Below are 13,362 nucleotides of genomic sequence, written 5' to 3' on the forward strand. Positions count from 1 at the left end.
AGGCCCGCCCCACGAGAGGTGGGGCGGGCCGTCGATCGAGCTTTGAAAGCGCCGATTATTCGGATGCGGCTTCTTCTTCCGCTTCCGATACGCCGCCGGCCGGGGTGGCAATGGTGGCGATGGTGAAGTCGCGGTCGGTGATGACCGGGGTCGCGCCCTTCGGCAGCTTGATGTCCGAGATGTGGATGCCGTCGCCGAGCTTCAGGCCGGTCAGGTCGGCCGTCAGGAATTCCGGAATGTCGTCGGCGGCAACGACCAGTTCGACTTCGTGGCGAACGATGTTCAGAACGCCGCCGACCTTGAGGCCCGGGGACTTTTCTTCGTTGACGAAGTGAACCGGAACTTCGACGGTGACCGTCGAGTCCTTGGTCACGCGCAGGAAGTCGACATGCATGGTGAAGTCACGGACCGGATCCAGCTGGTAGTCCTTCGGCAGGACGCGGATCTTCTCGCCGCCAACGTCGATTGTGGCGACCGTGGTCATGAAACCACCGGCGTGAATCTTCAGGGTGACTTCCTTCGTGGAGAGGGCGATGGAAATCGGTGTCTGCTTGTCACCGTAGATGACAGCAGGAATAAGACCGTTGCGGCGAAGTTCACGGGAGGACCCCTTACCAACCCGTTCGCGCGTTTCGGCCTTGAGCTCGTAGGATGCGTGGCTCATGGCAGTACCTTTCTGGTGTTTTTGGAGAGCTCATCCGCTTATCTGTAAAGCCAGGATGAACCGAGGCCTTTGACCGCCTCATCCGCGTTTGCCTCCAAGGGTGTCTGCGCGGACGCGCGTCCATAACCGAGAACGCCGCGAAATGCAAGCAAGAGCCGGTTTTGCCGGAAAACCCGCCTGAAAGTGGCGAGCCATAAGTTCTAAAGGGCGTAAACTCATAAAGGGTTCGGACCGGCTGCCTAGCGCCGCCACAACCGGACTTTGATTTTCCAAGGTCCATACTTTCTTCAGACACAGCAGCCGGGTTTAAGATCGATGCTGCGGTGATGGACTCGATCTAACCGTCAGGATAGCAACTAACACGCAAACACTCAGGACAACGAAGGGGGGAACTCCATGAGTATACTCTCCATGGAACATCACCGTCCCCACTGCGGCCAGCATGACAACACTCCCGAGCAGTGATCCGTAGAGGCGGAGAGGTCTGAGGATCAGCATGACAGCAGCCATGAATTCCAAGAATGCCGTTAGATAGTGAAAGCTTTCCGGATAACCCCACCGGGCGTAGTCTGCGGCAATCTCACCAGTGACGAAGGTATTCCCGTAGGCCCCAACCAGGAAGAATGCTGCAAGCAGCCAAGCGAGAACGTTTCCCCAATAAATTCTAGGCATGGAAGGTCTTTCTTTGCATAATTGCTGTCAGGAACAGGCTGACAGTAAACGTGGCGCGCTTTTCAGCGCGACACGGGTTGCAGAGCGAGCACGCGACTCGCCAAACGCCAGCCGTCCGGTGTCCGCCGAAGCCTATCAGTGTAGGTAACACTCGCGACCGAGCCGTCCGACAGCAAGCCAAGGCCTTTCGACTCTGCCTCGATCTCGTCGTTTGGGCCTTCCTGGACATACAAGTTTGTCGAGTGATGAGCCTTGGCGTGACCTTCCTGGCTTGCCATATGGCAGATCGCTGCAATTCCGGTGACGGGGGCAAATCCGAAAACGCTCGAGTCAAAGTAGGCATCCTCGGTGAAGACTTCACCGAACCGGTCCCACGCACGCTTGTCTACAAGGTGTCCCCACAGCGATAGGATTTGATTGACCTCAACGACGTCACTAATAGACGGTTTCACTGTTCATACTCCTTGAGTGGAGGGTAAGAGGGGCAGTGTCTCCGGCCATCACCAGTTGATTGGTCCGTCAGCGTTGAAAAATTGGCCGGTGGGTCCTGCATCGTTCAGCAAGGCATACCTGACCGATGCCCGAACACCGTCCTCGATCGTGACGTAGCCGCCGCCTCTATTCAAATCCGTCATGACATAGCCGGGGCAGATTGAATTCACCTTGATGGGTGTGTCGCGCAATTCGAAGGCAAGCTGGATGGTCAGCATGTTGACCGCCGCCTTGGAGGCGGCATAGCCAAGCCATTTGACATCGGGCGATGGATTGCCCGGATCGCCGTTCCACCAAAGAGACCCCACGCTGCTTGATACGTTCACGATTCTCCCGTTGCTCGCCTTGCGGATGAGCGGCAGCATTTTCTGTGTCACGAGCACCGTACCGATGAAATTGACATCGAGCGTTTCGCGCAGGGTTTGTGGCGCGGCGACGCTCGGAAAATCGTCTGTGTCGAGAAGCAGGATTCCGGCGTTGTTTACGAGGATGTCCAGCCTGCCGAACTGGTCTCCGATGGTTGATGCAGCAGCCTCGATCGTTTCCGGTCGAATGAGGTCGATTTCGATTGCTTCGACCGCCAACCCCTCGGCGCGCAGTGCTTCAGCCTTCTCCTGGCCAGCTGCAAGATCGCGTGCGCCCAGAAGGACAAACACCCCGTTCCGCGCAAGCTGGCGAACCGTTTCAACGCCAAGACCGCGGGTCGCGCCAGTTACGAGCGCAATCTTTTCATGTGTGGACATTCCATATCTCCAGCAAGCGTGCCCCGCATGGGCAACGCATTTTTGCAATGAAGCTGCTTAGCAGCGCATGCTGGGATCGCATGGAATTTTATGTCTGTCAATGACAAATGTCACTAAGTGACACTATTATCGAAATGTACGACACTGGCGGCCTGGTCGAAGATATCTGGGAGCGACACCCCCGCTGCCTCTTCCACCCAGCTGCTGATCGTCGCCCGAATGAGCGCGAAAACGGTTCCCGCGATCGTATAGGCAACAATCCCGGGCAGCGGAGCCGGTCTTTCCGGTGAGGCGAGAATATGAGCGACTTCATCGATCAGCTCAGCGATCATCTGTTCCTTTCGCGCGGAAATGCTCCTGTTGGAGCGGATCGTCGTCTCGATGGTCAGGAAGAAACGAGATTTCTCGTCGAAATCCGCGAGCATCGCGCGCGCTGAGGCAAGAAGTGCTCCAACTGGCGGCTCCGACCTGAGCCGCTCCCTCAGTTCCGCCCGGATGATCGTCATGCCATCCTGCACCCAGCTGACGATAACATCTTCCTTGGTCGGGAAATAACGCAGCAGGGTGCGCGGCGAAACGCTGACTGCGGCAGCGATATCGGCAACGGTCGTTTCCTCGAACCCGCGCTTGTGGATCAAGTCCAGCCCTGCCTCAAGCAGCTGCGTCCGAGTGCGATCCTTCTTGTCTTCCCGGAGACCCAAGATTTCCTCCACGCTAAAATGAGTAGGTATTCTGTTTGACACATACCGCCAAATGTCATTCAGAGACAGAAGTTTGTGGCGGTTTGGAAGTCAAGACTTGGTGCTTATGGTGGGGCAAAACCGCGCTTAAACACACCGTTGGGGGCATCGAATCTACACGTCAGGCGCGGCATCTTTCAAGGTTTGACCGTCCTAATCAGCGTCCGCGTGATCGGGTGAACCGGGCGAGTGCGAGCATGAGACCGCCGGCAGCCAAGCCCCAGAAGGCACCCGAGATTCCTGCAAAACTGACCCCGGATGCAGTTACCAGAAACGTGACGGCTGCGGCTTCGCGGCTATCCTGCTCCTTGAAGGCTGCCATTGCCGAGCCGGCAAAGGCACTGACCAGGGCGAGACCCGCGACAGCCTGGATGAGGATCGGCGGCGCCAGGCTGACGAAGGCGGTGACGGCCGCGGCGAGCAAGCCGAAGACCACATACCCGGTACCGGCGATGATTGCCGACCAGTAGCGCCGGGACGGATCGTGATGCGCATCCTCGCCCGCGCACATCGCCGCCGTGATCGCGGCGAGATTGACCGCGTGGCCGCCGAAGGGCGCGCTCAGGATGGAAAAGATGCCTGTCGTTGTGAAGAGCGGCCCGGGTTGCGGCTCGTAGCCGTTGACCCTGAGCACAGTGATGCCCGGAATGTTCTGCGAGGCCATGGTGACGATGAACAGCGGCAGCGCGATGCTGACGAGGCCGGCGAGGGTAAAGCTTGGGCTTACCCATTCGATGTGCGGGATGAACGTCGCCGAAACTCGCGCCATGGCATCGGCCGGCATATCGACGCCGAAGGCGAGCACCAGAGCGAATGCGAGAAGGGCCGCGGGAACCGCAAACAGCCGGTTGACGCTGCCGACGATCACCCATGCGAGAACGATCGGCAGCCCGAACAGCGGATTGAAGGCGACCGCCTTGACCGGCGCGAAGCAGAGCCCGATCAGAACGCCGGCCAGCATGGCATTCGCCAGCGGCGCAGGAATTGCCGCGACCGCGCGGCCGAGCGGTTTCCAGAGACCGGCCAGAATGATCAGCACGCCGCAGATCAGGAAGCCGCCGACAGCCGTGTTGAAGCCGCCCGCCGCCACGCCGGAGCTTGCCAGCAGCGCCGCCCCCGGCGTCGACCAGGCGATGCTGACCGGCAGCCGGGTCGCGACGCTAAGCACGATCGCGCACAGTCCCATCGACACCGACAGCGCCATCAGCCCTGACGCTGCCTGCGCCTCAGTCGCGCCGACGCCCGTCAGTCCGTGCAGGACGACGGCAAAGGAACTGGCGAAACCGACAAAGGCGGTGAGCAGGCCCATGAAAAGGCTCTGGAGCGAGAATTCACGAAGCATTGCGCGGGAAACCATGACGGGTTGGATGAAGACGGCAAAGCTGCCTATCACATCGTCATCTTCATGCAAGACCATGCAACTGGCGATTTCGCCCGATTTGCATTTGACCTTTGTCCAGGTGGACGTTTCGCCGAATATGCCTATAGTGATGTTAGCGTCAGCCCTCGGGGAGGAGAGCCGATGAATCATTCAGATCATGTTCACGCTGTCGCACAACATACGTCGGCGGCAGCCAGTTCGCCCGTAGCGGCATCCTGGCGCCGGTGTCTGACGGTGCACGGCCTTTCTCCGGAGGAAGCCCGTTCGCCGCTGCGGCTGTCGGAGCGTGAGTTTCTCGCGGCGAGGGAAAAGTCCGGGCACCTGATCGAAGAGGCGCAAGGTGAACTCGACCGGCTGTTTTCAACGGTCGGCAAGGCAGGCTGTTGCCTGCTGCTCACGGACGGCAACGGTGTTGCCCTCGAGCGGCGGGGTGCAGCGGGCGACGACAAGGATTTTCGCGGGCTTGGCCTCTGGTCCGGTACCGTCTGGAGCGAGGCGAGCGTCGGCACCAACGGCATCGGCACGGCGATCGCCGACGAGCGCGCCGTCGTCATTCAGCGCGACCAGCATTTCCTCAGTTGCAATACGGGCCTCATCTGCGCGACCGCACCGATCCGCGATCATTGCGGCCGGATTGCCGCCGCGATCGATATCTCGACCTGCCGCGAGGACGCCGGAGAGATGGCGATGTTGCTGATGTCGCAGGCGGTGCGCGACGCTGCCGCCCGGATCGAGGCAAATCTCTTCCGCCGCGCGTTCAACGGTGCCCGTATCCTGCTGGTGCCTGCCGATGGCAAGAGCAGCCCGGCGCTGCTCGCCATCGACCGGGATGACCTCGTGCTTGGCGCGACCCGGGCGGCGCGTCTCCGGCTCAATCTCGACGATCGGCGCATTGCCGCCGGCGTTCCGGCCGCCGACTTGCTCGATGAGGCGCCGGTGGGGCAGGGCGAGGATCTTTTCGATGCCGAACGCGCCGCGCTTCGCCGTGTCCTGTCGCGCGTCAATGGCAACGTCTCTCTGGCTGCTGATACGCTCGGCATCAGCCGGGCGACGCTCTACCGGAAAATGAAAAAGCTCTCGATCCATTGACCGGCCGGATGCCAGCGCGGCGTTGTTGCCGCGCTGCAGCATGCTTCGTGCCATTCGGCTGTCGCACATCTGATACACTTGCCCGCCCCGGCGCGCACCGCCTCCCTATCCGTTTGCGCCGTTCTGGCGCACCTTTCCTCCCAGCAGATTGTTGGAGTCTGTTTCAGGAGGAGAAATCACATGCTGCACCAGAAAATCGTCGAAAACCCGTTCAGGGAGAAATACGGCAACTTCATCGGTGGCGAATGGCGCGAACCGGTGAGCGGCCGCTATTTCGACAACACCACCCCGGTCACCGGCGGCGTGCTCTGCCAGATCGCCCGCTCCGAGGCTGCCGATATCGAGCTGGCGCTCGATGCCGCTCATGCTGCCAAGGATAAGTGGGGCCGCACGTCGACGACGGAGCGCGCCAACATCCTGATGAAGATCGCGCAACGCATGGAAGACAATATCGAGCTTCTGGCGCGTGCCGAGACCTGGGACAACGGCAAGCCACTGCGCGAAACCATGGCTGCCGACATGCCGCTTGCCATCGATCACTTTCGCTATTTCGCCTCCTGTGTCCGCGCCCAGGAAGGCTCGATCGGCGAGATCGACCACGACACCATCGCCTATCATTTCCATGAACCTCTCGGCGTCGTTGGCCAGATCATTCCCTGGAACTTCCCGATCCTGATGGCAGCCTGGAAGCTGGCGCCCGCGCTTGCCGCTGGCAACTGCGTCATCCTGAAGCCCGCCGAGCAGACGCCTGCCTCGATCCTCGTCTGGATCGAACTGGTCGGCGATCTCCTGCCACCGGGCGTGCTGAACATCGTCAACGGCTTCGGCCTCGAGGCCGGCAAGCCGCTCGCCACCAACCCGCGCATCAACAAGGTGGCCTTCACCGGGGAAACTTCGACCGGCCGGCTGATCATGCAATATGCCAGCCAGAACCTCATTCCGGTGACGCTGGAACTGGGCGGCAAGTCGCCGAACATCTTCTTCGCTGACGTGATGGCCGAGGACGACGATTATCTCGACAAGGCGCTGGAAGGCTTTGCAATGTTCGCGCTCAACCAGGGCGAGGTCTGCACATGCCCAAGCCGCGCGCTGGTGCATGAGAAGATCTACGATCGCTTCATGGAAAAGGCGGTCAAACGGGTCGCGGCGATCAAGCAGGGTAACCCGCTTGACATGGCAACGATGATCGGCGCCCAGGCTTCGAGCGAACAACTGGAAAAGATCATGTCCTATCTGGACATCGGCCGCCAGGAAGGCGCCGAGGTGCTGATCGGCGGCGAGCGCAATACGCTCGAAGGCGAACTCGCCGGCGGCTTCTACGTCAAACCGACGGTGTTCAAGGGCCACAACAAGATGCGCATCTTCCAGGAGGAGATCTTCGGGCCGGTCGTGTCCGTGACCACCTTCAAGGACGATGCCGAAGCGCTCGAAATCGCCAATGACACGCTGTACGGCCTCGGCGCGGGCGTCTGGAGCCGCGATGCCAATCGCTGCTACAATTTCGGCCGCAACATCCAGGCCGGCCGCGTCTGGACCAATTGCTACCACGCCTATCCGGCCCATGCGGCCTTCGGCGGCTACAAGCAGTCCGGCATCGGCCGCGAAACCCACAAGATGATGCTCGATCACTACCAGCAGACCAAGAACATGCTGGTGAGCTACAGCCCGAAGGCGCTGGGTTTCTTCTGAGTTTAACCCTCCCCCTTGTGGGGAGGGTCGGAGCGAAGCGGAGGGGAGGGGTACTTTCTTAAGAAAACGAAGCCCCCCCAATCCTCCCCACAAGGGGGAGCGAGTTTGCTCGAGCCCGCCGTCAATTTCAGGCGGTCCAGAAGGAACGACCATGACCGACACCACCGACGGCCAGCCCCGTGTCCTTGCCACCGACGCGGCACTCGCCTTCATTCAAGAAATCCAGCAGGACCATCCGGATATCCTGTTTCACCAGTCCGGTGGCTGCTGTGATGGCTCGTCGCCCATGTGTTACCCGGCAGACGAATACATCGTCGGCGACAATGACGTAAAACTTGGTGAGATCGGCGGCGTGCCGGTCTATATCAGCGCCAGCCAGTTCGAAGTCTGGAAACACACCCAACTGATCATCGATGTCGTGCCCGGTAGGGGCGGCATGTTCTCGCTCGACAACGGCCGCGAGCGGCGGTTCCTCACGCGCTCCCGCCTGTTTTCCGGCGGCGAAGCCTGCGCCATTCCCCTGTCGCGGTGAGCCTTTGCACCGCCGCGCCGCCTGATCAATCGAACAGGCTGGAAACCGATTCTTCCTGGCTGGTGCGGTTGATCGCTTCGCCGATCAGGCTGGCGGTCGAGATGACGCGGATATTGTGGGCCGATTGCACCGCCGTCGTCGGCTGGATGGAATCGGTGATCACCAGTTCCTTCAGCTTCGACGAGGTCACGCGGGCAACCGCGCCGCCGGAAAGAACGCCGTGGGTGATATAGGCGGTGACGCTCGTCGCGCCGTTCTTCAGAAGCGCTTCGGCGGCGTTGCAGAGCGTGCCGCCGGAATCGACGATATCGTCGATCAGCAGACAGTCCTTGCCGGTGACATCACCGATGACGTTCATGACTTCGGACTCGCCAGCGCGTTCGCGGCGCTTGTCGACGATCGCCAGCTGGCAGTCGAGGCGCTTGGCAAGCGCACGTGCACGCACGACGCCGCCGACGTCGGGCGATACGACCATGACGTTCTTCAGATCGTAGTTTTCCTTCACGTCGCGCGCCAGGATAGGCACGGCGTAGAGGTTGTCGGTCGGGATGTCGAAGAAACCCTGGATCTGGCCGGCATGAAGGTCGAGCGTCAGCACGCGGTCAGCACCGGCCTCGGTGATGAGGTTGGCGACCAGCTTGGCCGAGATTGGCGTGCGCGGACCGGGTTTGCGGTCCTGGCGGGCATAGCCGAAATAGGGGATGACGGCGGTGATGCGGCGGGCTGAGGACCGGCGCATGGCGTCGATCATGATCAGCAGTTCCATCAGGTGGTCGTTGGTCGGAAACGATGTCGACTGGACGACGAAAACGTCCTCGCCGCGCACGTTTTCCTGAATTTCCACGAAGATTTCCTGGTCCGCAAACCGTCTGACGGTCGCTTTGCCCAGGGGCAGGTTGAGATAATTGCAGATCGCTTCGGCGAGCAGCCGGTTCGAGTTGCCTGCGAAAACCTTCATCGATGGTCCGCCTGTGCTGGCGCGGGTCGCTACCGCGCAAATTCCGTAAGCCAGCCGGGGTCTCGATCGTCCCAAGCCGATGGCCGCTTCATAACGCCCTTGACTTTGAATGCAAGAGGATTGCCGCGTTGCAGCGCGGTTTATCCTAAAAAGTTTTCCACCGGCGTGGCTTTACGGGCGAAATTCGCCACCTGCAGGCAGGCAATCGGAGCCGTCCGGCAACGCTAACCGGCGTTTCTTGCACGCCAGTTCAGGTATTCGGCGATCGTCCTGGTGGCGATCGTCTGCATCGTTTGCGGCGGCACCACCGACCAGAGATTGGCGGCGGTGGCATCGACCGTATCCTGTCCCTGGATGCGGTGCAGCCGGTTGCCGGAACCGTCGAGTACGTCCCAGACATAGACGACCGTCGTCTTCTCGCCGTCTTTCAGCGCCGAGAAATAGCCTTTTAGGATGTGCTGGCTGCTGGTATCGGATGCGCTCTTGATCGTCAGGCCATGCGAACGCGCCTCGTTGCCGAGCTGTTTCGACAGCGGCGTGACGGCCTCGACGGGGGCGCCAATGATCGGCAGGAAGCGGATGGTTCCGGCCGCTGTTGCCGGGGCGATTGCGGCTGCCTTCTGCGGTTTTTGGACCTCAGGCGTCTCCTCTGCGGTACGAAGGGGCGCTGCGGATTGTACCTGCTCGGCCGGGGCGGCTTCGTCGAGAGACGTCGTCTCGGTCGATTCTGCGATGACGGCGCGGCGCGCCACCCGCTGCTGCGCTGGGACCTGTCCCTGCTGGAGGCGCCCGGCCTGCGCGTCCAGAGATCCGGGCGGATCTGTATATTCAGCGTCGCCCTGGGCCAGAACAGTGCCGCTCGGCCCCTCGACAAAGCCCTCCTGCACGGGCGAAGCGAACTGCGTGCTCTGCACCGGTGTCGTCGCCTGGGGAGGGACCTCAACGGTCTGTTGCGACATGGAATCGAGATCGGCCTGGTTGACGGGCGGGGAGCGGAAGGTACCACCACCGACGTCGACCTGCGGGGTCAGATCGTCCATGCTGTTGCAGCCCGAGAGGGCTGCAGCAATTCCAAGGCCTGCAATGAGCATGATCGATTTGCGCATCGTTCTACCGTCCGGTTTCCTCGGGCGACGGAGTGATCAAGGCCCCCACCTTGCTCCGCCTATCCCGCGAACGGTAGATCAATTTTCCTAAGCAGTTATGAAGTCCAGTCCGTAGCGTGACAGAGCCTTCGGCGCGCCTTCTGTCGTCAGGTAGGTCTGACCGAGGGTCATTGCCGTGCCGCTGTCCGAATCCATGATGATCATGTGCACGAACAGGGACATGTTCGGTTCGATCTCCTGCGGATTGCCGATGTGGAACATCTGGTGCTCCATCCACGAGGGCGAGAAGCGGGCGCCGAGCGAATAGCCGCAGGCGTTCAGCCGATGGCGGGCAAGGCCGCGCTCGTCCATGATCTTGGAGTGGATGTCGAACACCGTGCCGAAGGTGTTGCCGGGCCGCAGGACCATCTCGATCGCCTGGATCGTCTCGCGGCAGGCGCTGTAGAGTTCGCGGTGACGGTTGGTCGGCTCGCCGATCACGACCGTGCGCATCATCGCCGCGTGATAGTGGGCGCTGACGCCTGCCCATTCCAGTGTCAGCTGGTCCTGCGCGTCGAGCGCCCGGCGCCCGGCCTTGTAGCGGCACAGAAGCGCATCGGCGCCCGAACCGATGATGAATTCGTTGGCCGGATAGTCGCCGCCGCCGGCAAAGACCGCGCCCTGCATGGCCGCCAGAATACCGGCTTCGCTGCCGCCCGCGTGGATCAGCGGAAGGGCGGCGTCGAGCGCGTCGTCGGCAAGGCTTGCGGCCTTCTCGACATGGAGGATTTCCGCCGGGCTCTTGATCAGGCGCAGACGGCTGACCAGCAGCGAAGCATCGACCAGTTCACCGAAGCTCGTCAGCTGATGATCGAGCAGGCGGGCGATGCGGCCGGTCATGCCATGCGTGTCGTATTCGATGCCGATGCGCGTGCCGAGCAGGTCTAGATCGCTTAAGAGGTTCTTCAGGTCCATCGTCGGATCGGCATTGACGCGGTCAACCCAGACCTCGACCCTTTCGATGTTCGAGGTGTGCTTGGCCTGGCGCAGGTCGGCCGAGCGGGTGAGCAGCACCATCGATCCATCGGCCTTCACCACCAGCGTCTGGAAGAAGCAGTAACCGAAGGTATCGTAGCCGGTCAGCCAGTACATGCTTTCCTGCGCGAACAGCAGCACGGCGGCAAGCTTTTCCTCCTTCATCCTTGTCGTCAGCCGCTCCAGACGGCTCGCGAATTCGTCCTGCGTGAAATGTAGTGCCATGTCATGCCTCCCGAATGGATATTGCAGAGATTTGCCGGCCGTAGTCCGGTTCGCTGCGATGGGTGGTTCGGCGGTAGGAGAAGAAGCGCTCCTCGTCCGCATAGGTGCAAATGTCGAGATTTTCCGCCGTGACGTCCGCCTCGGTCAGCCGCTTGATCGTCAGCCCGGGCAGATCGAACATGGCGTGGCCCTTGCGCGGCGAGGGGGCGAAGAAGATCTCATAGCCGGGGTCCTGTTCGAGAAACCGCTCGACGAACTCGGAACCGACCTCGTAGTTCCGCCGGCTGATCGAGGGGCCAAGACTGGCGATGATGTTTTCGCGGCGGGCGCCGAGCGAGATCATCGCGTCGATGGTGCTTTCGAGCACGCCGCCAAGCGCACCCTTCCAGCCGGCATGCGCAGCACCGACGACCCCCGCTTCGGCGTCGGCGAAAAGAACCGGGCCGCAATCGGCCGAAAGCACGCCGATCACCAGACCTGGAGTCGCCGTCACAAGCGCGTCGGCCGGTGCCCGCGTGCCGTCATAGCTGCCATCGACAATGACAGCGTCGGGCGAATGGACCTGATGCACCGTTGCCAGCTTTTGCGGCACCGCGCCGAACCATGCGCTGACGCGTGCGCGGTTTTCCTGGACCTTGGAGCGTTCGTCGTTGGAGCCAAGGCCGACATTCAGGCCCCGATAAATACCTTCCGAAACGCCGCCTGCACGGGTGAAATAGCCATGTTTTACAGCGTTTCCCGCCCGTTCCGAGAGAAGCGGGCTTTGCACAGGCAAGGGCAGGGCATCATCCTTCATCGGTGGTTTTGCCCTTTCGAAATGCTGCGATACGGTGGGTTTTCCGGGCATGTTGGATTTGTCGACCCGGCTGATTTGGCCGGATGTTGGCCTCAGGGGCCGCCTCTGTCAATCCATCGAAACGACAGCAGGTGTCGCCACCGGTTCCTGCCGGCAGCTATTTCTGGAAGGGCACGAGAGCCACATTCGGGCTGCTGACGACGAGGACCTTGAACAGTTCGCCCATCTTTCCTTCGCCGGCTCCAGCCAGCCTTTCTGCGTCCGCGCGAATGTTTTCCTGGGTCTCCATGTCCTTGTCGCGGCCAAGCGCTGCGGCGCGTTCGGCAAGGCCGAGTGCCAACAGAAAGTCGCCCTGATAGGTCAGCCCGTTGATCTGCAGGCCTTCCGTTGCGGCGCGCCGGGCAAGCTGCTCGAAATCGACATGGCTGGTGATGTCGGCTTCGCCGGGATGTTTGAGCGGTGGATCGAATTGATGCTCGCGCACCGCCTGCAATGTGTCGCCGAGACCTGTCGCGATATGACCATAATCGATGATGACCGCAGTGCCGCCGCTTGCCTTGATGCGTTCGCAAAGTGTCGTCATCACGGCGTCGCGGGCCGGGGCGATCTCGAAAACGGTGCCAGGCGGGGCGTTTGCGGCGGCCGGCGGCAGCAGAGCCGGATCGATGCCGGCGACGCCAGCGGCAAAAGTCAGTTCGCCGTCTGCATCGAGGCCGACAAGCCTTTCCCGGAACCCTTGCGCAGTCTTGACGAACTGGCGGATGGGAATGGCATCGAAAAGCTCGTTGGCCGCCAAAAGCAGAAAACCGTCCGGCAGCGTGTCGAAACTGTCGTGCCAGGAAATCTTGAACTTGTGCGCGACCAGCGTCTGGCTCTGGACCTTCTGCAGCCGTTCGCTGGTTTCCACCAGATGGACATTGGCGGCCTCGTAAAGCGCCGGCGACAGCTTTGCGACGACGCGCAGGATGTCCGCCATCATCGTGCCGCGGCCCGGGCCGATCTCGGCGATATTGACCGGCGTCGGCTCGCCGTGCCGCTGCCAGGCCTGGACGAGGAAGATGCCCATCATCTCGCCGAACAGCTGGCTGATCTCCGGCGCCGTGATGAAGTCTCCGGACCGGCCGAAGGGTTCGCGTGTCTTGTAATAGCCGTATTCCGGGTCAGCCAGGCAGAGCGAGAAATAGTCGGTCACGCTGATCGGGCCGTTGGCGAGAATGATGGCCTTGATCTTTTCTGCAAGAAGCGTCGTCATGCGGCCCTC

At 61.4% G+C, this 13,362-nt stretch carries 14 protein-coding genes; 3 read left to right on the forward strand and 11 right to left on the reverse strand.

The features are described 5' to 3' along the window. Positions 1 to 55 precede the first annotated feature (55 nt). The 6 genes from ACSQ3F_RS12770 to ACSQ3F_RS12795 all read right to left on the reverse strand — a co-directional run bounded on the left by ACSQ3F_RS12770 (position 56) and on the right by ACSQ3F_RS12795 (position 4,653). Positions 56 to 664, reverse strand: a complete 609-nt coding sequence (locus tag ACSQ3F_RS12770; protein WP_436100553.1) for a 50S ribosomal protein L25/general stress protein Ctc — start codon at positions 662 to 664, stop codon at positions 56 to 58. Positions 665 to 970: 306 nt separating this feature from the next. After that, positions 971 to 1,336 (reverse strand): DoxX family protein, encoded by a 366-nt coding sequence (locus ACSQ3F_RS12775; RefSeq protein ID WP_436100554.1) that lies wholly within the window; start codon positions 1,334 to 1,336, stop codon positions 971 to 973. Between the two features lie 62 nt (positions 1,337 to 1,398). Further along, the gene (locus tag ACSQ3F_RS12780) at positions 1,399 to 1,788 is read right to left on the reverse strand and encodes a nuclear transport factor 2 family protein (protein ID WP_436100555.1); all 390 of its coding nucleotides are present in this window, start codon (positions 1,786 to 1,788) and stop codon (positions 1,399 to 1,401) included. A gap of 48 nt (positions 1,789 to 1,836) precedes the next feature. After that, positions 1,837 to 2,571: an SDR family oxidoreductase gene (locus tag ACSQ3F_RS12785; protein ID WP_436100556.1), complete on the reverse strand. Its 735-nt coding sequence runs from the start codon at positions 2,569 to 2,571 to the stop codon at positions 1,837 to 1,839. Between the two features lie 113 nt (positions 2,572 to 2,684). After that, complete coding sequence (locus ACSQ3F_RS12790) at positions 2,685 to 3,272, reverse strand: TetR/AcrR family transcriptional regulator (RefSeq protein WP_436100557.1); 588 nt, start codon at positions 3,270 to 3,272, stop codon at positions 2,685 to 2,687. Positions 3,273 to 3,468: 196 nt separating this feature from the next. Then, positions 3,469 to 4,653, reverse strand: a complete 1,185-nt coding sequence (locus ACSQ3F_RS12795; RefSeq protein ID WP_436102137.1) for a benzoate/H(+) symporter BenE family transporter — start codon at positions 4,651 to 4,653, stop codon at positions 3,469 to 3,471. Positions 4,654 to 4,833: 180 nt separating this feature from the next. On the opposite strand from ACSQ3F_RS12795, the gene ACSQ3F_RS12800 reads away from it, so the two are divergent. From ACSQ3F_RS12800 to ACSQ3F_RS12810, 3 genes are all read left to right on the forward strand, one after another. Continuing rightward, entirely contained in the window at positions 4,834 to 5,781 is a 948-nt protein-coding gene (locus ACSQ3F_RS12800; protein WP_436100558.1) for a helix-turn-helix domain-containing protein, read from the forward strand. 180 nt (positions 5,782 to 5,961) lie between these two features. Further along, positions 5,962 to 7,470 carry an aldehyde dehydrogenase gene (adh, locus tag ACSQ3F_RS12805; protein ID WP_436100559.1) on the forward strand — a complete coding sequence of 503 codons (1,509 nt, stop codon included), beginning with the start codon at positions 5,962 to 5,964 and terminating at the stop codon, positions 7,468 to 7,470. Between the two features lie 151 nt (positions 7,471 to 7,621). After that, positions 7,622 to 8,002 carry a DUF779 domain-containing protein gene (locus tag ACSQ3F_RS12810; RefSeq protein ID WP_436100560.1) on the forward strand — a complete coding sequence of 127 codons (381 nt, stop codon included), beginning with the start codon at positions 7,622 to 7,624 and terminating at the stop codon, positions 8,000 to 8,002. 25 nt (positions 8,003 to 8,027) lie between these two features. Here ACSQ3F_RS12810 and ACSQ3F_RS12815 read toward each other — a convergent pair whose 3' ends face one another. The 5 genes from ACSQ3F_RS12815 to ACSQ3F_RS12835 all read right to left on the reverse strand — a co-directional run bounded on the left by ACSQ3F_RS12815 (position 8,028) and on the right by ACSQ3F_RS12835 (position 13,353). Next, complete coding sequence (locus tag ACSQ3F_RS12815) at positions 8,028 to 8,960, reverse strand: ribose-phosphate pyrophosphokinase (protein WP_037127174.1); 933 nt, start codon at positions 8,958 to 8,960, stop codon at positions 8,028 to 8,030. A gap of 224 nt (positions 8,961 to 9,184) precedes the next feature. Beyond that, the gene (locus ACSQ3F_RS12820; protein ID WP_436100561.1) at positions 9,185 to 10,066 is read right to left on the reverse strand and encodes a hypothetical protein; all 882 of its coding nucleotides are present in this window, start codon (positions 10,064 to 10,066) and stop codon (positions 9,185 to 9,187) included. Positions 10,067 to 10,153: 87 nt separating this feature from the next. Then, positions 10,154 to 11,305, reverse strand: coding sequence for a M24 family metallopeptidase (locus ACSQ3F_RS12825; RefSeq protein ID WP_436100562.1), 1,152 nt, complete (start codon positions 11,303 to 11,305; stop codon positions 10,154 to 10,156). Between the two features lies 1 nt (position 11,306). Beyond that, on the reverse strand, positions 11,307 to 12,101 hold the full coding sequence (pgeF, locus tag ACSQ3F_RS12830; RefSeq protein ID WP_436100563.1) for a peptidoglycan editing factor PgeF: 795 nt from the start codon (positions 12,099 to 12,101) through the stop codon (positions 11,307 to 11,309). A 157-nt stretch (positions 12,102 to 12,258) separates the two neighbouring features. Then, positions 12,259 to 13,353 carry a class I SAM-dependent methyltransferase gene (locus ACSQ3F_RS12835; RefSeq protein WP_436100564.1) on the reverse strand — a complete coding sequence of 365 codons (1,095 nt, stop codon included), beginning with the start codon at positions 13,351 to 13,353 and terminating at the stop codon, positions 12,259 to 12,261. Between the last annotated feature and the right edge of the window lie 9 nt (positions 13,354 to 13,362).

Origin of the sequence: Pararhizobium sp. LjRoot238, assembly GCF_964252955.1 — a bacterium.
Classification (GTDB): Bacteria; Pseudomonadota; Alphaproteobacteria; order Rhizobiales; family Rhizobiaceae; genus Pararhizobium.

Excerpts from the sequence above, each read along its gene's own strand:
- ACSQ3F_RS12775 (WP_436100554.1), bottom strand. The coding sequence starts at position 1,336 with ATGCCTAGAATTTATTGGGGAAACGTTCTCGCTTGGCTGCTTGCAGCA.
- ACSQ3F_RS12835 (WP_436100564.1), bottom strand. The coding sequence starts at position 13,353 with ATGACGACGCTTCTTGCAGAAAAGATCAAGGCCATCATTCTCGCCAAC.
- ACSQ3F_RS12825 (WP_436100562.1), bottom strand. The coding sequence starts at position 11,305 with ATGGCACTACATTTCACGCAGGACGAATTCGCGAGCCGTCTGGAGCGG.
- ACSQ3F_RS12795 (WP_436102137.1), bottom strand. The coding sequence starts at position 4,653 with ATGCTTCGTGAATTCTCGCTCCAGAGCCTTTTCATGGGCCTGCTCACC.
- ACSQ3F_RS12785 (WP_436100556.1), bottom strand. The coding sequence starts at position 2,571 with ATGTCCACACATGAAAAGATTGCGCTCGTAACTGGCGCGACCCGCGGT.
- ACSQ3F_RS12820 (WP_436100561.1), bottom strand. The coding sequence starts at position 10,066 with ATGCGCAAATCGATCATGCTCATTGCAGGCCTTGGAATTGCTGCAGCC.
- ACSQ3F_RS12770 (WP_436100553.1), bottom strand. The coding sequence starts at position 664 with ATGAGCCACGCATCCTACGAGCTCAAGGCCGAAACGCGCGAACGGGTT.
- ACSQ3F_RS12810 (WP_436100560.1), top strand. The coding sequence starts at position 7,622 with ATGACCGACACCACCGACGGCCAGCCCCGTGTCCTTGCCACCGACGCG.
- ACSQ3F_RS12815 (WP_037127174.1), bottom strand. The coding sequence starts at position 8,960 with ATGAAGGTTTTCGCAGGCAACTCGAACCGGCTGCTCGCCGAAGCGATC.
- pgeF (WP_436100563.1), bottom strand. The coding sequence starts at position 12,101 with ATGAAGGATGATGCCCTGCCCTTGCCTGTGCAAAGCCCGCTTCTCTCG.
- ACSQ3F_RS12800 (WP_436100558.1), top strand. The coding sequence starts at position 4,834 with ATGAATCATTCAGATCATGTTCACGCTGTCGCACAACATACGTCGGCG.
- adh (WP_436100559.1), top strand. The coding sequence starts at position 5,962 with ATGCTGCACCAGAAAATCGTCGAAAACCCGTTCAGGGAGAAATACGGC.